Genomic DNA, 19,397 nt, shown 5'->3' on the forward strand with positions numbered 1-19,397 from the left:
TGAGGGTTTCCGCAGGTCAGTTCTATGGAAGCCCTCTCTGTCTATCTGGGATCTTCCGTCGAGCCCCGAGTAAACCGTTGCTGGACCCCTTTACCTCGAGTCAAGCGGCACTTTATTCGTATGTGGCCACCTCGGCGGTATACGACGACGTTTCCACAGGCCAGATATGTGGAAGCCTTCTACGGATGTTCGCCTTCGTCGATTGATGGTCGAGTACACCGTTCGTGGGCTCCTTGACTTGTCGAGAGTCATCGCGCTGGGGCTGGCCGGCTGCGGATATCGGGATCAGGCCAACCACGTCGCGTTGGCGCAGCTCGAGGCTGCGACGCACTCCGGCTTTCGACTGCCGGAGGCGTTCGCTGGATTCCCTCGCGTACACAGCGGCTTTCCGGTGCCGTACCCGACCGCACGCAGCCCGCAGGCATGGGCGACCGGCGCACCGCTGGCGTTCGTCAGGGTGATGCTCGGCCTGCAGCCCAGCGTGAGGGAGATCCACTTGGACCCGGTGACCTCCTGGGGAGATCGGGTGCCTCAGATTCGCAACCGGCCCGCCTTCGGCACCCACTGGGACATCGAGGCGTACAGAACACGAGGCTTCGTCCGCTTTGGCCCGCTGGACGTAGACACATCTCTATGCGAGAGCTGGACCGGCTAACCAGTTGATCGATGCTCCCGTGTCCTCAGCGTCGCCGTTTGGCCAGTTCCGGCGACGAGGTCGGCAACCGGACAGCTGGGATGGGTTCGGGGCCATGCGAATGTGCGGCTCGTGATCATGGCAGCAGCTGGTGGGGGCGGGGGCGAGGCCTATAGATCATCGCAAAGCTGCTTCTGCGCCCGGGCCTGGTGACATGCTTAAAGGCGGGTCAGCTATATGGCGCCGGCCGCCGTTTCGTGTCGAGCGGTCGACGCCATGGCCCGTAGGCCGCCGGTTCGAAGTACCTGCGTTCACCGGCACCTGCGGGAGCCTGCCAGCAAGGTCGGTGGGCGGTTTCTCCGGTGGCGGGATGGAGGAGTGCCCTCATGCGGATCGTCGTGGATTTGAATCGATGCCAGGGATACGCCCAATGCGTTTTCCTGGCTCCCGAAGTCTTCCAGTTGAACGGCGAGGAGGCGCTTGTCTACGAGCCGAACCCCGATGACGGGCGGCGTCTGCAGGTCGAGCGCGCCGCTGCCGCATGCCCTGTCCAGGCGATCGTCGTCGAGCGCCTGGCTGCTGCCGAGCGGAGTGTGGCCTCATGACCGTGGCGGCAACGCTCGCAGAGCTGGTGCGGGATTTCAGAGCCAACGGCCGGATCGTGATCGTCGGCGCCTCCCTGGCGGGGCTGAGGGGCGCTGAAGCTTTGCGCGCCGAGGGCTTCACCGGGCCTCTGACCATCATCGGGGATGAGCCGTATGAGCCCTACGACCGCCCGCCGCTGTCCAAGCAGGTCCTCAAGGGCTGGGTGCCGGCCGACCATACCGCGCTGCCCCGCCTGCGGGCACTGGACGCGCAGTGGCGGCTGGGGGTGGCCGCCACCGGCCTGGACCGGGCCACCAAGCACGTGCTGCTGGCCGACGGCGAGCAGGTCCCGTACGACCGGTTGCTGATCGCGACGGGCACCCGCGCGCGACCGTGGCCCAACCCGGACGAGGCTGCGTTGGAGGGCGTGTACACGCTGCGCTCGCGTGACGACGCCGCGGGGCTGCAACGGGCGCTGGCGGCGCGGCCCTCGCGGGTCCTGGTCATCGGCGCCGGGTTCATCGGCTCGGAGGCGGCCTCCGTCTGCCGGGATCTCGACATCCCGGTGACCGTCGCCGAGCGGGGCTCGGCGCCGCTGGTCGGCGCGCTCGGCGGGGTGATCGGTGAGATCGCCGCGCAGATGCAACGTGATCATGGCGTGGACCTGCGCTGCGGGGTGGGCGTGTCGTCGCTGGAGGGCGACGCGGGCGGCCATGTGCGCCGTGCTCACCTGTCGGACGGGACCACCGTCGCGGCTGACGTGGTGCTGGCCTCGCTCGGGTCGATCCGCAACGTGGAATGGCTGGAGGGCTCTGGGCTGGCGGCCGGCTTCTGGGGCGTGGGCTGCGACGCCGGCGGTCGCGCCTTCGACATCAACGGCGTCGCGACCGACAGCGTCTACGTGGCGGGGGACGTGGCGAGGGCACCTCACGTGCTGTACGAGTACCAGTTTCTCGCGATGGAGCACTGGGACAACGCCGTCCTGGGCGCGCAGGCGGCGGCACACAACATGGTGAACCTCGAGCCCCATTACCGCCCGAATCTGCTCCTGCCGGGCTTCTGGTCCGGCCAGTTCGGTGTCAACATCAAGTCCGTCGGCGTGCCGCCGTTCGGCGACGAGATCGTCTTCACTCAGGGGTCGGTCAAGGACCGCCGCTTCGCTGCCGCCTACGGCCGTCGGGGTCGCATCGTCGCCGCCGTCACCTTCAACCACGGCAGGTGGCTTGAGTATTACGGGAGGCTGATCCAGGAGTCGGCTCCGTTCCCGCCTCCGCCTCCCGGTTGGGACCGGCCCGACGACATGAAGCCGATGCCGGCCGACTTCCCGGAACCGGGCGTCCCGACGGCCGTACCCGACGTCGTGCTGACCGGCCACGACCCCAACGAGCGCAGGGCCGAGTTCCGGCCCCGGCGCTGACCGCCTGTCGGGGCCGAGCGTGTAACCGGACAGGGTAAGGAAGAAGGAACACCATGGCCGAGGAAACGCCCTGGCAGCAGGCCCTGCGCCATGCCAACCGGGCCAATCCGTACCCGTTCTACGCCGAGCTGCGCAAGACGCCGGTGGCGCGGCAGCCGGACGGCACGTATGTCGTCAGCACCTACCGAGAGATCGTCCAGTTGCTTCACGACAACAGGGTCAGTTCCGATCCCAGGAACCTTCCCGTCCCGGTCGCGGCCCCGGCCGAGGGTTCGGCGGAGTCGGGGGCCGAGCCGATCACGGAGGCGGTCATCTCCTTGGAGCCGAACATCATCACCTGCGATCCCCCCGAGCATGATCGAGATCGTCGGATGATGACGCCGCACTTCTTCGGCCCGCCCCATGCGCCCCACCTGATCGCGGACCTGGAGCCCGAGATCCGTCGCATCGTCGACGGGCTTCTGGACAACATGAAGGGCAAGACCCGGATCGACGCCGTCGACGACTTCGCCTACCCCCTGCCGGTGACCGTGATCTGCAAGGTGCTCGGCGTGCCGCTGGAGGACGAGCCGCGCTTCCACGGCTGGATCGAGACGGCCCTGGATGCCCTGGATTTCGGCCCGGAGGCCGGCTCCGAGCAGATGGTCAGCCGGCTGGAAGGGGCTCGCCAGGCCGTGAAGGACTTCGAGCAGTTCGCAGCCGAGCTGCTCGACCGGTACGCCAAGCAGCCCGGCCCGGGCATGCTGTCGGCGATGGTGAACGAGGACGGTGCGGAGGGGCGGATGTCCAAGGGCGTGCTGGCAAGCAACGCCCTGCTCCTGATCTTCGCCGGGCATGAGACCACGGTCAACCTCATCGCCCACAGCGTGCTCACCCTGCTGCGCCACCCCGACGCGCTCGAGAAGCTGCGCCGCAGGCCCGAGCTGATCGTGCCCGGGGTCGAGGAGCTGCTGCGCTTCGAGTCGTCGGTCCAGTTCTGGCACACCCGCTCCGCCCTCGAAGACATCGAGATCGCAGGCACCACCATCCCCAAGGGCGCGCCGATCTTCCTGGCGTACGGCTCGGCCAACCGCGACCCGCAACGGTTCGCCAACCCCGACGAGCTCGACCTCGAACGCCCGGACAACGAGCACCTCGGCTTCAGCCAGGGCATCCACTACTGCTTCGGCGCTCCGCTGGCGCGGCTGGAGGTCCAGGTGGCCGTCGGCGAGTTCATCCGCCGCGTGCAGAACCCGCGTCTGGTCGTCGACCCGCCGCCGTACCGCCACAACCAGATCTTCCGCGGCCCTCGCCACGTCCTGGTCGACATCGACGGGATCCGCGACTGACCGTGCAAGCGGGTGATGACCACGCAAGCCTTCCGAATCGTCTACGGCCCGTGGGACTGCGGACTATGCGCCAACTGCGGCGAGGGCCGCGAGAACTACTGCGAGCGGACCAGCGGTCTGGGCGGAGGCCTGGGCGGCCACGACGGCGGGATGGCCGAGTACCTGCTCGTGTCCGCGACTCGGTTTCTGATCCCGCTGGACGTCCTCGATCCGCGTGAGGCGGCCCCGCTCGCCGACGCCGCGCTGACCAGCTATCACGCCGTGAAGCGGTCGCTGTACCTGCTGGGCGCGGGCTCTACCGCGGTGGTGATCGGGGCCGGCGGTCTGGGCCAGATGGCGATCCAGATCCTGCGGGCAGTCACCTCCGCCACGACGATCGTCGCGGTGGACACCGCTGCCGACAAACTGGCGACCGCCAGGCGCATGGGCGCCGACGAGGCGCTGATGGCGGGCGACGAGGCGGTCACCCGTGTCAGGGAGATGACCGGTGGGCAAGGTGTCCAGCTCGTGCTGGACATGGTCGGCGTGGATGCCACGCTGCGGATGGCTGTTCAGGTGGCGCGGGTGCTCGGGAACCTGACGATCGTCGGTCTGGGCGGGGGAGCGCTGCCGGTCAGTTCCCTCAGCCCGCCACACGAGTGTTCGGTCTGCTCGCCCTACTGGGGCTACATCACCGAACTGATGGAAGTGGTGGACCTGGCACGGGCGGGGAGGATCCGGACGCTGGTCGAGTACTTCCCTCTGGAGCGGGCCGACGAGGCGTACCGGCTCCTCCACGAGGGCAAGATCCAGGGACGTGCGGTCATCACGCCCCATACGTGAACGCCACAGAGCAGCGACCGGGAACTGCTCCGTGGCGCCGGCGGTGTGCCGCCGACTAGATCCGGCGCTGCCAGAGCGTGAGCCATGCTGTGGCGTTGAGCACGAGCAGGACCATGCCCAGGCCCCATGCCGTCCAGTCGAGCGGGGTCTGCAGGTACGGCCACACCAGGTAGAGGCAACCCAGCGAGATGCCGGGAAAGACCAGACCGGTGACCACACTGGGCAGCAGTTTGCGCAGCAGTCTCCGGTCCTCCAGCAGATGGGCCTCGTACTGGAACAGACGCTGGTCGCCGACGTACTGCGCAACGAGCGGGGCCAGTTGATCACGGATGTAGTGCGCGATGGTGGTCACGTCGCGTGCGGCGTCATGTGCAAGCAGGCCCAGTGCGCCCGAGATCATCGGCAGCAACAGCAGCAGCCGTATGTCCGCTTTCTGGGTGATGACGATACCGGCGATGCCGGCGATCGCGGTCAGGTTGAGATTGATGATGGTGCTCTGCGCCCCGAGTTTGTGCAGCAGTTCGGCGCGCAGCGCCGAGTACTCCGCCAGGACCGAGTCGGCAGCCTTGCCGACGTTCATGTCGGGTGCGTCCACGCGTTCTCCCTCGGCGGCGCCCAAGGCGCGATAACGACAAACGAGATCATTTTATGACGAAGGTGCCTTCAGCCCGGCGAGTTGTGTGCTTGCCCCGCCCGCGCCGATTCCACGAGCAGGCGCAGGTGCGCCACGAGCGCCGAAAGGCTGAGTCCTGCGCTCAGCACCGTGCCGTCGGGCCGTACCAGCACTGCCTGCGCCCGCCCGCGGACGAGCCAGCGGTGCAGCTGGCTGCCGGGCCGTGCGTGAATGACGACCGCTCCGGTGTCCGTGACGTCGGCCCGCTGGGCGGCGGACGGTTCGGTGGACGTGACGAGAGCGAACCGTCCTGCGGCCACGTCGTCGTAGCGCCTGCCGTCGTCGAGCAGTGCGTTGGGGCACAGCCGTCCCGGCAGTCCGCGGCGTAGCTGCGCACGCACGACCAGCGCCGAGCGCGGCAGCGCGGGAGTCTGGCTGTCGGCGATCAGGCTTGTGAGCACGGGCAGTATCCGCAGCCACGGCAGGGCGGCGCGGCGGACGAGCCGGTGCAGCGCGCCGCCGGTCATCAGGACGCCGATCAGTTTCGCCAGCTTGATCATGGAACGGGCATGCGGAGCGCGTTCGATCTGGTAGGTGTGGAGCACCGCTTCGGGCAGGGATCCGTCGAGCACGCCGGCGAGTTTCCAGGCGAGGTTCATCGCGTCGCGCAGGCCTGCTGCCATGCCCTGTCCGACGAACGGCGGGGTGAGGTGGGCTGCGTCGCCGAGTAGGAAGATGCGGCCGTCGCGCCACCTGTCGGCGACCTGCGCGCGGAACGTGTACTCGGCGGTGCGGAGAATCCGCAGTCGCTCGACCGGCAGTTCGCCGGTCCATCGGGCTATCAGCGGGTGCAGGGCGGTGACGTGCTGGTAGTCGTCGGCGGTCTCGCCGGGTGCCAGCTGGAACTCCCAGCGGTGGCGGTTGGCCGCGACGCGCATGTAGGTCGCGGCCCGGTGCGGGTCGCAGACCTGGTGGACGCCTTCCCAGTGACCGAGGTCGGCGTCGGTGGACACGTCGACGACGAGCCACCGTTGCGTGAACTTGAGGTCAGTCATGGTGGCGCAGATGGCGGTGCGGATCTGGCTGTTGGCGCCGTCGCAGCCCAGGACGTATTGGGCGCGCACCGAGTGGTGTCGGCCGGTGGCCAGGTCGGTGAAGTCGACCAGCACGCCGTCCCGGTCCTGTGTGAGTCCGGTGACTTCGGCGTCGCCGCGAACGGTGACGGTGCGGTGCCGCGAGAGGTTGCCGCGCAGTAGCGTCTCCAGTTCCGGCTGGTCGAACATGCTGCCCTCGGGGAAGCCGTGCCGGCCCTGGGGATGGCGCCGGAACTCGGCCAGAACGCGCAGGTCGTGGTCGAGCAGCCGCAGCCCGTGGTGAGGGCGGGAGGCGGCGGCGAACTGCTCGCGCAGGCCGAGGCGGGCGATGATGCGGTGGACCTCGTCGTCGACGGCGACGGCGCGCGGCTGCGGATAGACGCAGTCCCACCGCTCGAGTAGCAGGCACTCCACGCCGTACTGGGCGAGCAGCGTGGCGGCGGTCAGCCCGGTGGGGCCGGCCCCGACTATCACTACGGGCACGGTCGTCATGCCGATCCCAGAAGTGTGAGGTAGACGGCGACGAGGGCTGCGCAGGCCAGGGCCGGGGCGTACTTGCGGGGCCCGTCGCCTTTGCGCACGTGCACGACGACGGCTCCGCCGAGTAGGAGCAGCAGGCCGACGCCGGCGGACGCGCCGATCAGGGGTTGGAGCAGGCCGAGCAGCAGGCCGAGGGCCGCGGCGACCTCGAGCAGCCCGATGCGGCGGTAGGCGGCGGTGGAGAACCCGGCCTCGGCGGCCAGTTCACGCATTGCCGGCACGGACTTGATCTTCGCGCCGCCCAGCGCGGCGAAGATCAAGGCGAGCAGTATCGCGAGGACGATGGTGGCCAGTGTCATTGCTTTACCTCCGTACGCCAGGCGATGGCGTAGCGGTCCAGGACCGCTTTGACGGCCGCCTGGTGGGCCGTCGTCTGGACGGTGATGGTCGCGACGAGGCGGCTGCCCTCGACCGCGATGTGGATGTCGTGTATGCCGGCGATGCCGCGCAGCGCGGCGTCGAGTTCGGCGCGGAGTGCGTCCATGCGCAGCGCGGGACGGTAGAGCTTGCCCACCGCCGTGGTGGGCAGCTCGTCGAGGACGGTGACTGTCTTCGGGGCGGCGGCAGGGTCGGGCACACGGTCGCGGGCCCAGTCGCGCAGCTGCTGGCCGGTCACCGTGGCACCGGCGGCGAGGGTGACGTAGGCGACGGGTACCTCACCGGCGTGCAGATCCGGGCGCCCCACCGCGCTGGCAGCGGTGACCTGTGGATGTGCCAGCAGCGTGGCCTCGATGATCGCCGGGTCGATGTTGTGCCCGCCGCGGATGATGAGGTCTTTGGCCCGTCCGGCGAGGTGGACGTGGCCGTCGGCGTCGACGTGCCCGAGGTCGCCGGTGTCCAGCCAGCCGTCGGTGAGCTTGCCGAGCCCGTCGAGGACGTAGCCGTCGGGGCCGCGGCCGGTGACGTAGCCCGCGAAGACGGTCGGGCCGCTGATCGCGAGCACGCCGGTGGTCCCGGCCGGCAGGTCCCGCCACGTCCCGTCGGCGGCCACGGCGATCGTCTTGATCTGCTGGTAGGGCAAGCGCTGCCCGACCGAGCCGGGCCGTGGCGTCTCGGGGAAGGTGCGCGCGCTGGCGCAGGTCGCCTCGGTCAGCCCGTAGCCCTCGACCAGCGTGCTGCCGGTGTGCTTCTGGAATCCTTCGCGGACGGCCGCAGGCAGCGGCGACGCGCCGACCATGGGGTGGCGCAGGCTGGTGATGACGGCGTCGACCGGGTACTTGGTCAACGTCGCGTACACCGTGGGTACCGCGCTCATGGCGGCGATGCGGTAATGCTCGACCATCCTCCAGAACACCTGGTACAGGTCGGGGTCGCGGTAGCCCAGCGGGCCGGCCCACACCACATGCTGTCCCTTGAACAGCGGCGTCAGCAGCGTGACCACGAGCGCGTTGACGTGGAACAGCGGAAGGCCGGCGAAGACCACGGTCTGCTCGTCGAACACGGAGCCGGCGGCCAGCATCCACGCGTCGGCGACCTCGTTGGCGTGGGTGTGCGCGGCCAGCTTCGGTGCACCCGTCGTGCCGCCGGTGTGGAAGATCGCGGCCAGATCACCGGGGCGGGGCAGGTCACCGGCGAAAACCGACGGGTTGGCCGCGGCGGCCAGATCGGCGAGGTACCCGACCCGCACGCCGTCGAGCTGCGGCAGCGGCTGCAACGCGCCCGCCGGGGCGGTCGGCGCCAGCACGAGCACGGTGTCGACCAGGCCGTCGCGGGCCAGGGCCTGCGCGGTGTCCCAGGTCGCCGGCGCGAGGTCCGGCCCTGCCGTGACGAGCACCCGCGCGCCGCAGCGCCGCAGCAGTTCGCCGAGATGCTGCCGGGACAGGCCGGCGCCCAGCGGTGCGGCGATCCCCGCGAGCTGCGCGGCCAGCGTCGCGGTGATCAGCTCGGCGCAGTTGGGTGACATCAGCGCCACCGCGTCCCCGCGCCGTACACCGAGCTCGTGCAGCAGGTTGGCGTGCCGGTGGACGTCGGCCAGCAGCTGGCCGAAGGTGCGCTGCCGCGGCTCGCGCCATTGTGCGCCGGAGGGCAGCACGCTGAGCGCGGTACGGTCAGGCCAGCGACGGGCCGCCCGGGACAGCAGCGCGTAGGTCGACTCCGGCAGGCCGCGACTTTCCAGGGGCACGGCCTCGATCGCGGCGAGGTCGGCAAGGGTGGCGTAGCGCGGCCACAGCGCCTGTTCGGTCATGCCGCGTCCCGCATGATGGTGCGCTGCACCCCGAGGTCGATCATGCCGTCGTCGGTGGCGACCGTGGCCTCGACGACGTCGCCGTCCTTGAGGTACCTCGGGTTGCGGGCCTGCCCCTGGAAGAACAGCTTCCATCGCGTCGCCGGCGGCAGCAGCGAGGCGATGAACTGGACCGGCTTGGGCGGGGCGCTCAGCGCCGTGCCGACCGGCGTGCCGGTCAGCACCAGGTCACCGGGCTCGAGCCGCTGGAACCGGGTCAGCGCCTGCAGCGCCCGGACCGGCTGGTAGATCATGTCGGCGGCGGTCATGTCCTGCCGCAGCTCGCCGTTGACCCGCAGCCGAAGCCGCAGGTCGGTGAAGCGCTTGAGCTCGTCGGCGTCCAGCAGCACCAGGGCCGGGCCGACCGGGGTGAACGTGGGGTAGGACTTGGCCTCGTAGAACTGGGTCTGCGGCAGCTGGACGTCACGCGCCGAGACGTCGTTGGTGACGACCAGACCGGCGACGTAGTCGGCGAGGTTATCGTCGGTGACGCTCGTGCCGACCGGCATCGGACGGCCGATGACCAGGCCGATCTCGACCTCGTAGTCCAGCAGCCGCACGTGGGCAGGCCGGACCACGTCGTCGTGCGGGCCGCTGATCGACCCGGACGCCTTACGGAAGAACGTCAGCGGGACAGTGCCGGGATCGCCTCCGGTGTCGGTCACGTGCGAGGCGTAGTTGGTCATCTGCGCCACGACCCGGCACGGTGCCGTCACCGGGGACACGAGGGCAAGCGTGTCGACCGGGACGTTGCCGGTGCTAGCGGAGGCCGCGGCGATGGCCAGCCCGTCGGCCAGCAGCTCGCCGGTGGTGGTCGCGTCGGTGGCGACCTTGGCCGCGCCGGTGGGGGTGACGGCCCACCAGGCGTCGGCCGTGCGCAGGATGCTGATGCTCATGTGTTTGCCACTTTCAACAGGCCGCGAAGGCGTTGCAGGTCGAATTCGTTGTCCTCGGCCAGTGCGGCGGCGACCGCGCGCAGTTCCCGAAGTGCTTGTCGGCCGGGTTTGATGCCGAGGAAGTCGCTGGTGGCGGGCGGACCCCACTGGGCCAGACCGGAGGCGGTCATCGGCGCCCATCCGGGCTCCAGGGTGCAGTCGAACAGGTCGCCGTCGCTGAAGTGCTCCACGAGGAAGCCGTCAGGGTCGCGCCAGTAGTCGAACAGCTGGCTGCCCTGGATGTGGCGCCCGATTCCCCACGACCGCCGGTAGCCGTGCTCGCGCAGGTACTCACCGCCTGCGGCCAGCGCGTCGAGGTCGGCGACCTGGTAGGCCGAGTGCACGTATCGGTCGGCCGGGCCCAGGGCCAGCGCGAGAGTGTGGTGGTCGGTGGGCGTGGCGCCGCGGTCGCAACGGATGAAGCTCATCACCGGCCCGCGCTCGCGCTGCCCCTGGTAGTAGAGGAAGTCGCTGACGATCAGGCCCAGATGCTCCAGGTACCAGTCGAGCGTCTGCACGTATCTCGTCGACTGCAGCACGAGGTGGCCGAGCCGCTGCACCCTGGCCGGTTCCCGCGGTGGCCGCTGCGTGGCGTTGAGCCGCACCGGGTCGTGCCCGACGTTCAACGGCAGCGGCCGCTGAGCGGGCCGCGCCGGCAGCTCGTGCGTGTCCGCGACGACCCGCACTCGTATCCCGTTCGGGTCGGCCAGGTCCACGCTCACCCCGCCGAGGCTTTCCGGCAGCGGTGCGACGGTGGTGCCGGTGGCGTCGGCAAGGCGCAGCACGTCGCGGGCGTCGGCGGCCGTGAAGGCCGGGCCGATGAACCGGGAGCGGGCGCCGCGGCGGATCAGAACGCACGGCGCGCCCGGATCCGTGCCGCGCAGATGCAGCTCCTGCTGCGTGCGCAGCGACGTCGTGAAGCCGAACGCGTGGGCGAACAGCTCGGCGCGCTCCAGATCCGGCTTGTGGAACTCGAGCCACGCCAGGTCGTGCACCTTGACGATCGGCTGGCGCGCCCGGCCCGGGTGTTCCTCGGGCAGCGCACCGTGCTCGCTGTGCACACCCGCATGCGGTTCACGCATTGTCGACGCCCCTCCCCGGACTTCTTGATGAAATCATCATCCACGAGGATACTGTCAGTCAAGAGAAACTGAGAGTTTCATCATCGCTGACCTGTGCCGCTAACATTGATGACTTACGACCGTGAGGTGAGCAGTCATGGCTCAACGCAGCACGGACGCCCCGAGCCGGCAGGAAAGGCGCAAGGCCCGCACGCGGGCGGCGCTGATGCAGGCCGCCCAGACTGTCATCGCAGCCGGCCGGTTGAACGCGCCCATCCTCGAGATCACGCAGGCGGCCGATGTGGGGATGGGCTCCTTCTACAACCACTTCGACAGCAGAGAGCAGCTTTTCCAGGCAGCGCTGGAGGATGCCCTGGAGCGCCACGGAACCAGGCTCGACGAGCTGAGTGCCGGCCTGGACGACCCGGCCCACGCCTTCGCGCAGAGCTTCCGGCTGACCGGGCGCATCCACCGCCGAGAACCCGCGCTCAGCCAGCTCATGCTCACCTACGGGCTGGCCATGGCCGCGCCGGACAAAGGCCTTGCACGACGTGCCCGCCGCGACATCGATCACGCCGTGCGTGCCGGCCGCTTCAGCGTGCGTGACACCGATCTGGCCATGGTCATGGTCGTCGGCGCGGGTCTGTGCCTCGGTCGCCTGCTACGCGACCAGCCCGAACGCGACGGCGATGCATCAACCGACCACGTCGCACAGGTTGTGCTGCGCATGCTGGGAATGCCAGACGACGACGCGAGCGAGATATGCCAGCATCCGCTACCTGGTCGCGCTGAGCGCGCAGCGCACGTTGAAGGCCATCATCAAGGACTGACGCCGCCCATGGGCGCGGCTGGTGCTCGATGTGTGTCGGGCCGTTGCCTGAGTGATTCGCCCCATGTGGAAGTCGCTGCCCAGGGACTGGGGATTTGTCGTCGGGGAGATCTCAGCCCGCCTCGCCTGGGGTGACTCTGTTTGACGTGGGCCTGCGTGTTCGCCGGCCGCGAAGTTCAAGGAACTTCCAGCGCAAAGATCGTCGGGCGGCCCACGAAGGTGTTCCCTTCTCATGCCCGCGCCTGCCGGGCCGGTTTCACCTACTGCCGGATCTCCGCCGCCTACCTCACCGGCCAGCTCATCGTCGCGGCGACATCCCGGACAGGGGCGACATCCGGACGGGCGGGGCGATCTGCTCGCCTGCCACACCTCCTGGTTACTACATCGTCCTGCGTGCCGCGGCCGGGAACGTCATGCATCCCGTGCGCTGTCGCCAACGGGTATGGACACCCGCCTGGTGCACGCACAGGCAGTCCGTGGCGGCTCACGTCGGAATTCACCTCGCTTCTGGCATCTTCCACGAAGGTAGTTGGGCGCCATGCTCATATCTGATAATTTCGTCAGTAGAGATAGATAATTCAGCACGGCCACGGCTCCGCTCGAGAGGCGCGTACGCCTCCGCCCGAGGCTTCGTCGCTGGAGAAGACCAGCACGTACGTCTCATTTGTCCGGTTCGGGGAATCATCTCGTTTTCCGAGCCGGTCCGCGGACTGTTGTCCGGCACCTCTTTGCGTCTTCGCAGGAGAAAACCAACATGGGGAATTGCAATGACCACGCTGGCGGGACCGCTCGACACGATGCCGGTCGTCGACGTCGAAAGCGAGCTGCCGCCGCAGCTCCTGTGGCTGGCCGACAAGATCGACACCGTGCTGGGGGAGGGGGAGCACGCCGTTGCAGTCGCCCGGTGGGCGGCGCGAACCGCCGCGCGCATGGGCCTGGATGGCCAGGCGCAGTTGCGCACCGCGGCTGCGGCACGCCTGCATGACATCGGCAAGATCTGCATCGACGGGTCGCTGCTGGCGAAGCCGGGTCGGCTCACCGCGTCAGAGTGGGAGGAGATGCGCCGCCACCCGGACGAGGGAGCGCGCCTGATCGTCGAGCTGGCGGACCGGCCGGATCTGGCGCCGCTGGTCGCCGCCCATCATGAGCGGTATGACGGGGCTGGCTACCCACGCGGCCTTACCGGCGCGGACATCCCGATCGAGGCGCGGATCATCTCGGTATGCGACGCCTGGGCCACCATGCGCGTCGATCGGCCCTATGCCCGAGCGCTGGGGGTCACCCAGGCGCGTGAAGAGCTCAAGTCCGGACGGGGCACCCAGTTCGATCCGGCGGCGGTCGACGCCTTCCTTGATCTTGTCGACGAAGGCGCCATCGACGAGCCCGCGCTGCTGCCCGGGCACGGGGCCCGGCAGCAGGCGAACTGCGGCCGCTGGCAGCGCCGTGCTGCCCGACAGGCAGAGGAGGACCGGTGACATGGCCGGAACGGCAGAACTCGTCGATGAGGTGGCGCAGGCATTGCGTGTCTGCGACTCCGTGATTCGTGCGTGCAATGCGGTGGTGGGTGCGCTGAGCGCCCGTTCGGGCGTGTCGGTGGATGTGCTGCTGACCAACGCCAACCACCTGTACCTGGTCGCGTGCAGTGGTGTCTGGCGGGCGCCGCGAGCCGTACAGGTGAACTACGGCATCGCCGGACGTGTGCTGAGCACGGGTGATACGGCCGCGCTGCGCGATGCGTCGATCGAGTACACCGGTCTGTACGCGGGCCGGGGGATAGGTTCGGTGATCTCCGCTCCGGTGCGTTGCCGGCACGAGTCTGCGATCGGTGTGGTCAACGTCGAGTTCGACAGCGTGTTGGCCGATCTTGAGGACTGGGAGGCGGCGCTGACGAGGATCGGTGCCCTGCTCGGCAGGCGAATCCATCAGCTCGGCGGGCCGTCCGAGGAGAGCGTGCCGCAATGGCTGCTGCGTAACACGCTGAGCCTCGTCGCCGCGGACGATCCCGCCGAGCTGGCGGCACGATACTGCCGCGCAGCCGTGGATCTGTCCGGGCTGCGGTGCGCGGCCCTGCTCGTCCGCAGGGCCGACGAGTTCGCCGAGTGGATCGGTCCGCCGCTCATCGTCATGGGGGACTACTGTGCGTCGGGGTCGCGGCGCCTCGTCGATGCCGTCAGCGCACTACCACCGCAGAGCCTGTCCAGGCTGGTGGACGCCGCATGTCAACACCAGGCGTCGCACTCTAGGGGCGATCGGAGCGTTCTCGACACCCGCGGATTCGAACCGCTCATGGATGCCGGTGTGCGTACCCTGATCGCGGCCTCCGTGCATACGGGGAGGGAGCGCCTCGATTTCGACGCGGCGATTCTGGTCATGGACGAGCTTGCCTTTCAGCCGCCCTCGGACACGGCCGTTGTGCTCGAGCTGCTGATGACCAATGCCGCCGTGGTTTACGAGCGCATGTGCACACAGCAGAAACTGCAGACCCTGGCCGAGTCGGACCCGCTCACCGGCCTTCGGAACCGTCGGCCCTTGGCCGGCCGCCTGGCTTCGAGCGCTCCGTCGCGCACCGCCATACTGGCCATGGACATCGACAATTTCAAGGATATAAACGACATGTGGGGGCATGCCGCCGGAGACCGTGCCCTCACCGAGGTGGCCGACGCGATCCGACAGGCGCTGCGCGAGGGCGACGAGGTGTTCCGCGTCGGCGGTGACGAGTTCGTCGCCGTGCTGGACGTGTCGGACCAGGACGAGGCCGAACGGGTCGCGCAACGAATGGCCACTGCGGTGGCCGATCGCGGGCAGACGATCAGCGTCGGTGTCGCCCTGCGGCGTCCGGGCGAGCCCGCGGAGATGGCCCTGCGCCGCGCCGACGAGGCCTTGTACGCGGCGAAACGGGACAAGAGCATCTCGGCGATGGTCGCGTCCTGAAGCTTAGTCGGAACGCCTCCGGCCAGGTCCGGTGATCCTCGCGGGCTGTTCGGTGGCCTGGCCCGCGAGGATCGTCATGCCGGTAGGCGAGCCCGGACGGCCCGCCTACCGTGTGCCGAGGCATGTGCTCGATGAGGATCGCGCCTGCCTTCTGCCCCGTTCAGCGGGCGGAGTCGGCGCAATAGATGGCGGTCAGCCATGTACTGGTGAATCGGCGGCTGGCAGCGGCGTGTTGGCCAGGGCGTGGGCCTCCTCCGGCGGCACGCCGAGCATGCGCAGCAACTGCTCGGCAAGCTGATCGCATGCGGTGTCGTCGACCAGGCCGGGGTCGGTCAGCGACAGATGCAGGGTGGCCAGCACCGCTCCGGCGACGGCGGAGCGGGCCAGTCGCGGTTCGGTGATAGTGAAGCGGCCCGACGCCACCCCAGCCTGGATGTCGCGTAGCGCACGGGGGGACAGACCCCGCGTCGAGTCCACGTAGCTCATGCCGTGCCGGACCAGCACCGCCGAGATCTGCGGGCGGCTGCGGCACACGCGAAGGGTCAGCCGGACCGACTGGGCGAAAGCGAGCGCGGGGTCCTCGACGTCGACGCTGAGCTGATCCAGCAGTTCCCCGAGCTCCTCCAGCACGTCGTCGACCGCGGCAGCGAACAGCTCGTTCTTGCTGGAGAAATGGTTGTAGAAGGATCCGAAGCCGACGTCGGCGGCGTCGGTGATCTCCTGGATGCTCGCCTGCGCAGCGGTGTCGGTGGCGAGCATGACTCGGGCGGCATCGACCAGCTTCTTGCGCGTATGCGCCTTGCGTCGCTCGATCCGGCTCGGCACGACCGTGCAGCTGTCAGACGCTTGCGCAACAGGCTTCATCACAAGCCCAACTTATCCCAGCTCTCACTGTTGCGCCTCATACATCTCAGCGCTGATACCTACATCACTTCTGAGTCATTTCTGGAGATGGTCCTTGGAGTTGCGAGGCACTACCTGATAATTTTGTCAGTGCTGATCAAGTCATCGCCGGTGGAGAGCTGCGAAGACGCCATCTCAACCGCGCTGAGACCAGGGGCGGCGCCAATGGCCGTCGATGACCACACATGCCACGGGTGGTCCTGTGCCGCGAGGGTCGTCGACAGCTACCCCAGACCTTCTCTCATTAGGAGGGCAGAACCCATGGCCATCCAACCCACCGACCTACGCTCCATCCGCTCACCGCGCGGAATCCCGATCCTCGGCCACACGCCGCAGATCCCCAGAACCAACCCCGTGGAGTACTTCGGCGAACTGTCCAAGCAGTTCCCCGAGGGCATCTACAGCATGGACATCGCCGGCATCGAGCAGGTCTTCGTGTACGACCCGGACCTGGTGGCCGAGGTCTGCGACGAGACGCGGTTCTTCAAGCAGATCGACAAGACGCCGCTGCAACACGTCCGGGACTTCGCGGGGGCAGGCCTGTTCACGGCCCACCAGCATGAAGAGGAATGGGGCATGGCGCACCGTGTCCTCATGCCGGCGTTCAGTCAGCGGGCGATGAGGGCCTACTTCGGGCAGATGCTGGAGATCGCGCAGAACCTGGTGGGCAAGTGGGAGCACAGGGAAGGTCTGCCGGTCAACATCACCGACGACTACACCCGCCTGACGCTGGACACGATCGCCCTGTCAGGGTTCGGCTACCGGTTCCAGTCCTTCGACAAGGAGGAACTGCACCCCTTCCTCAACGCGCTGCTGGGCACGCTGGTGGAGTCGCTGCGGCGCTCGCAGGAACTGCCGATGATGACCAAGCTCCGTAAGGCGGACGACAAGAGGTACCGCGAGAACATCCAGCTGATGCAGGAGCTGGTGGAGAGTGTGATCAAGGACCGCCGCGAGGGGAGAGGCAGCGGTGAGGAGGACCTGCTGGGGCTGATGCTGGAGGCCACCGACACGGAGACCGGCAAGCTGCTGGCCGACGACAACGTCCGCGACCAGGTGCTGACGTTCCTTATCGCCGGTCACGAGACCACCAGCGGTCTGCTGTCGTTTGCCACCTACTCGCTGATGCGCAACCCGCACGTGCTGGCCCAGGCCTACACCGAGGTGGACCGCCTGCTGCCCGGCGACACCGTACCGGACTACGACACGATCATGAAGCTGGACGTCATCCCGCGCATCCTCGACGAGACACTGCGCATCTGGGCTCCGATCCCAGCCTTCGGCAAGGCCCCGCTGGAGGACGCCGTCATCGGCGGTCGCTACCTGCTGAAGAAGGGAACGCGGGTCAATATCCTCGAAGGTCCGCTGCACACCCACCCCAAGGCCTGGGAGCGGCCGGAGGAGTTCGATATCGACCGGTGGCTGCCGGAAAACCGCGCCAAGCACCACCCGCACGCCTACAAGCCGTTCGGCAACGGCGTGCGTGCCTGCATCGGCCGCCAGTTCGCGCTCACTGAGGCCCGTCTGGCCCTCGCGCTGGTGCTGCAGAAGTTCAAGTTCTCCGACACCGGCGACTACAGGATGGACGTGCGTGAGGCGCTGACGCGCAAGCCCGGCGACTTCGAGCTGGTCGTCCGCACCCGTCAGGAGCACGAGCGGACCGTTTTCGGCGCCGCGGATCTGCAGACTGACGACACGCAGGCGCAGGCCGCGGTCAGCGGTGTCGGGGTAAACCTCACCGTCGCCTATGGCTCCAGCCTAGGATCTTGCGAGGACCTGGCGCGTACGATCGCCGACCGCGGCGAGCGCTCCGGGTTCGGCACCACGCTGACGAGCCTGGACGAGCTGGGCGACAACCTGCCCACCGAGGGCCTGCTCGTCGTCGTGGCCGGCAGCTACAACGGCAAGGCGCCGGACAACGCCCAGCGCTTCGACGACCTCATCGGCGTCGGGCTGGCCGAAGGCTCCCTTGCCGACGTGCGGTTCGCGCTGCTGGGCGCCGGCAACACCCAGTGGGTGGCGACCTACCAGGCCTTCCCCAAGCGGATCGAGCAGGCCCTGCTGGCCGCTGGCGCCACCCCGGTCATCGAGCGGGGCGTGGCCGACGCCGCCGGCGACTTCGACGGCATGGCCACGCGCTGGATGAACACCCTGTGGGCCACCTTGGCCGAGCAGTACGCCGCCGACACCTCCGACCACGGCGCGCCGCGCTACCAGGTCCAGCTGCTCACCGAGGCCGACGTGCGCCCCGCGATCGTCTCCGCCCAGGCCTACCCGCTGACCGTGGTCGCCAACGAGGAACTGGTCAGCGACCCGACCGGGCTGTGGGACTTCCAGATCGAGCCGCCGCGCCCGTCGGCGAAGTCCCTGACCGTCGAGCTGGCGGAAGGGGTCACCTACGCCACCGGCAACCACCTGGCTGTCTTCGCCAAGAACGAACCGGCCCTGGTCAAGCGTGCGCTGGCGCGGCTGGGTGTCGAGCACGACCAGGTGCTGCGACTCGACCAGCCCGGCGGCGGCAGGACACACCTGCCGGTCGGCACACCCGTGACCGCCGGCCTGCTGGTCACCGAGTTCCTGGAGCTGCAGGACGTGGCCACCCGCTCCCAGATCCAGACCCTGGCCCAGCACACCGCGTGCCCCTGGACCCGACCGCAGCTGGAGGCATACACGGCCGACACGGAGGAAGCAGAGCAGCGCTACCAGGAGGAAATCCTCGGCAAGCGCGTCTCGGTGCTGGGCCTGCTGGAGCGCTTCGCCGCCATCGACCTGCCGCTGGCCGCGTTCCTGGCGATGATGGGGCCGATCCGTCCCCGCTTCTACTCCATCTCCTCCTCCCCGCTGGCTGACCCGCGCCACGTCCGGCTCACGGTCGGCCTGGTGGAGGGACCCGCCCTGTCCGGCGACGGCCAGTACCGCGGGCTCTGCTCGTCCTACGTCGCACGCCTCGAACCCGGCGACGTCTTCTACGGCTACGTGCGCGTGCCCTCGCCGACCTTCGCCCCGCCGGCCGACCCCGCCACGCCGCTCATCCTCATCGGCCCCGGCACCGGCGTCGCACCGCTGCGCGGATTCCTGGAAGAGCGCGCCTGGCAGCACGCCAACGGCACCCAGGTCGGCATGTCACAGGTGTTCGTCGGCTGCCGCCACCCAGGGCACGACTACTTCTACCAGCAGGAGATGCAGGCCTGGGAGAACGCCGGAATCGCCCAGATCCACACCGCCTACTCCGCGGTCGTCGACCACCCGGCCCGTTACGTCCAGGACGCCATCACCATCGCCGCCGACACGGTGTGGCAGGCGCTCGAAGACGGCGCGTACGTCTACGTCTGCGGCGACGGCCGCCGCATGGCCCCGGCTGTCCGCGAAGCACTCGCCGCGCTCTACCGCGACCGCACCGACGGCGACGACGAGGCCGCCCACAAGTGGCTCGCCCAGCTCGACGCAGACGGCCGCTACCAGCAGGACGTCTTCGCCTGAT

Annotated in this window: 16 protein-coding genes; 9 read left to right on the plus strand and 7 right to left on the minus strand. The window is 68.9% G+C overall.

Going from position 1 to position 19,397, the window contains the following annotated elements; translation table 11 throughout:
* The first annotated feature begins 205 nt into the window (after positions 1-205).
* From CS0771_RS22990 to CS0771_RS23010, 5 genes are all read left to right on the plus strand, one after another.
* Positions 206-655: a hypothetical protein gene (locus CS0771_RS22990; protein WP_212842926.1), complete on the plus strand. Its 450-nt coding sequence runs from the start codon at positions 206-208 to the stop codon at positions 653-655.
* Between the two features lie 365 nt (positions 656-1,020).
* Positions 1,021-1,239: a ferredoxin gene (locus CS0771_RS22995; protein WP_212842927.1), complete on the plus strand. Its 219-nt coding sequence runs from the start codon at positions 1,021-1,023 to the stop codon at positions 1,237-1,239.
* Positions 1,236-2,636: an NAD(P)/FAD-dependent oxidoreductase gene (locus CS0771_RS23000; protein ID WP_212842928.1), complete on the plus strand. Its 1,401-nt coding sequence runs from the start codon at positions 1,236-1,238 to the stop codon at positions 2,634-2,636. Before CS0771_RS22995 ends, CS0771_RS23000 begins: the two co-directional genes overlap by 4 nt.
* A 53-nt stretch (positions 2,637-2,689) precedes the next feature.
* A complete protein-coding gene (locus CS0771_RS23005; RefSeq protein ID WP_212842929.1) occupies positions 2,690-3,964 on the plus strand; it encodes a cytochrome P450 in 1,275 nt (424 codons plus the stop codon).
* Positions 3,965-3,979: 15 nt separating this feature from the next.
* Complete coding sequence (locus CS0771_RS23010) at positions 3,980-4,786, plus strand: zinc-binding dehydrogenase (protein WP_212842930.1); 807 nt, start codon at positions 3,980-3,982, stop codon at positions 4,784-4,786.
* 55 nt (positions 4,787-4,841) lie between these two features.
* Here the strand turns inward: CS0771_RS23010 and CS0771_RS23015 are convergent, their stop codons facing one another.
* From CS0771_RS23015 to CS0771_RS23040, 6 genes are all read right to left on the minus strand, one after another.
* A complete protein-coding gene (locus tag CS0771_RS23015; protein WP_212842931.1) occupies positions 4,842-5,381 on the minus strand; it encodes a hypothetical protein in 540 nt (179 codons plus the stop codon).
* A 68-nt stretch (positions 5,382-5,449) separates the two neighbouring features.
* The gene (locus CS0771_RS23020) at positions 5,450-6,985 is read right to left on the minus strand and encodes a bifunctional 3-(3-hydroxy-phenyl)propionate/3-hydroxycinnamic acid hydroxylase (protein WP_212842932.1); all 1,536 of its coding nucleotides are present in this window, start codon (positions 6,983-6,985) and stop codon (positions 5,450-5,452) included.
* A complete protein-coding gene (locus CS0771_RS23025) occupies positions 6,982-7,332 on the minus strand; it encodes a DoxX family protein (protein WP_212842933.1) in 351 nt (116 codons plus the stop codon). The genes CS0771_RS23020 and CS0771_RS23025 overlap by 4 nt, the downstream gene beginning before the upstream one ends.
* Positions 7,329-9,218 (minus strand): acyl-CoA synthetase, encoded by a 1,890-nt coding sequence (locus CS0771_RS23030; protein WP_212842934.1) that lies wholly within the window; start codon positions 9,216-9,218, stop codon positions 7,329-7,331. Before CS0771_RS23030 ends, CS0771_RS23025 begins: the two co-directional genes overlap by 4 nt.
* Positions 9,215-10,153 carry a fumarylacetoacetate hydrolase family protein gene (locus tag CS0771_RS23035; protein ID WP_212842935.1) on the minus strand — a complete coding sequence of 313 codons (939 nt, stop codon included), beginning with the start codon at positions 10,151-10,153 and terminating at the stop codon, positions 9,215-9,217. Before CS0771_RS23035 ends, CS0771_RS23030 begins: the two co-directional genes overlap by 4 nt.
* Entirely contained in the window at positions 10,150-11,274 is a 1,125-nt protein-coding gene (locus CS0771_RS23040) for a VOC family protein (RefSeq protein ID WP_212842936.1), read from the minus strand. Before CS0771_RS23040 ends, CS0771_RS23035 begins: the two co-directional genes overlap by 4 nt.
* A gap of 136 nt (positions 11,275-11,410) precedes the next feature.
* On the opposite strand from CS0771_RS23040, the gene CS0771_RS23045 reads away from it, so the two are divergent.
* The 3 genes from CS0771_RS23045 to CS0771_RS23055 all read left to right on the plus strand — a co-directional run bounded on the left by CS0771_RS23045 (position 11,411) and on the right by CS0771_RS23055 (position 15,013).
* Complete coding sequence (locus CS0771_RS23045) at positions 11,411-12,217, plus strand: TetR/AcrR family transcriptional regulator (protein WP_212842937.1); 807 nt, start codon at positions 11,411-11,413, stop codon at positions 12,215-12,217.
* Positions 12,218-12,849: 632 nt separating this feature from the next.
* Positions 12,850-13,557: an HD-GYP domain-containing protein gene (locus CS0771_RS23050; protein WP_212842938.1), complete on the plus strand. Its 708-nt coding sequence runs from the start codon at positions 12,850-12,852 to the stop codon at positions 13,555-13,557.
* 1 nt (position 13,558) lies between these two features.
* A complete protein-coding gene (locus tag CS0771_RS23055; protein ID WP_212842939.1) occupies positions 13,559-15,013 on the plus strand; it encodes a diguanylate cyclase in 1,455 nt (484 codons plus the stop codon).
* A gap of 192 nt (positions 15,014-15,205) precedes the next feature.
* Here the strand turns inward: CS0771_RS23055 and CS0771_RS23060 are convergent, their stop codons facing one another.
* Positions 15,206-15,877: a TetR/AcrR family transcriptional regulator gene (locus CS0771_RS23060; protein ID WP_212842940.1), complete on the minus strand. Its 672-nt coding sequence runs from the start codon at positions 15,875-15,877 to the stop codon at positions 15,206-15,208.
* Between the two features lie 300 nt (positions 15,878-16,177).
* On the opposite strand from CS0771_RS23060, the gene CS0771_RS23065 reads away from it, so the two are divergent.
* Positions 16,178-19,396, plus strand: a complete 3,219-nt coding sequence (locus CS0771_RS23065; protein WP_212842941.1) for a cytochrome P450 — start codon at positions 16,178-16,180, stop codon at positions 19,394-19,396.
* Position 19,397: the final 1 nt, after the last annotated feature.

The sequence above is a fragment of the Catellatospora sp. IY07-71 genome (assembly GCF_018326265.1).
GTDB lineage: Bacteria > Actinomycetota > Actinomycetes > Mycobacteriales > Micromonosporaceae > Catellatospora.

Coding starts and splice junctions, on each gene's coding strand:
- CS0771_RS23020 (WP_212842932.1), bottom strand. CDS start 6,985: ATGACGACCGTGCCCGTAGTGATAGTCGGGGCCGGCCCCACCGGGCTG.
- CS0771_RS23045 (WP_212842937.1), top strand. CDS start 11,411: ATGGCTCAACGCAGCACGGACGCCCCGAGCCGGCAGGAAAGGCGCAAG.
- CS0771_RS23000 (WP_212842928.1), top strand. CDS start 1,236: ATGACCGTGGCGGCAACGCTCGCAGAGCTGGTGCGGGATTTCAGAGCC.
- CS0771_RS23040 (WP_212842936.1), bottom strand. CDS start 11,274: ATGCGTGAACCGCATGCGGGTGTGCACAGCGAGCACGGTGCGCTGCCC.
- CS0771_RS22990 (WP_212842926.1), top strand. CDS start 206: ATGGTCGAGTACACCGTTCGTGGGCTCCTTGACTTGTCGAGAGTCATC.
- CS0771_RS23035 (WP_212842935.1), bottom strand. CDS start 10,153: ATGAGCATCAGCATCCTGCGCACGGCCGACGCCTGGTGGGCCGTCACC.
- CS0771_RS23055 (WP_212842939.1), top strand. CDS start 13,559: ATGGCCGGAACGGCAGAACTCGTCGATGAGGTGGCGCAGGCATTGCGT.
- CS0771_RS23060 (WP_212842940.1), bottom strand. CDS start 15,877: ATGAAGCCTGTTGCGCAAGCGTCTGACAGCTGCACGGTCGTGCCGAGC.
- CS0771_RS23050 (WP_212842938.1), top strand. CDS start 12,850: ATGACCACGCTGGCGGGACCGCTCGACACGATGCCGGTCGTCGACGTC.
- CS0771_RS23005 (WP_212842929.1), top strand. CDS start 2,690: ATGGCCGAGGAAACGCCCTGGCAGCAGGCCCTGCGCCATGCCAACCGG.
- CS0771_RS23030 (WP_212842934.1), bottom strand. CDS start 9,218: ATGACCGAACAGGCGCTGTGGCCGCGCTACGCCACCCTTGCCGACCTC.
- CS0771_RS23010 (WP_212842930.1), top strand. CDS start 3,980: ATGACCACGCAAGCCTTCCGAATCGTCTACGGCCCGTGGGACTGCGGA.
- CS0771_RS22995 (WP_212842927.1), top strand. CDS start 1,021: ATGCGGATCGTCGTGGATTTGAATCGATGCCAGGGATACGCCCAATGC.
- CS0771_RS23065 (WP_212842941.1), top strand. CDS start 16,178: ATGGCCATCCAACCCACCGACCTACGCTCCATCCGCTCACCGCGCGGA.
- CS0771_RS23025 (WP_212842933.1), bottom strand. CDS start 7,332: ATGACACTGGCCACCATCGTCCTCGCGATACTGCTCGCCTTGATCTTC.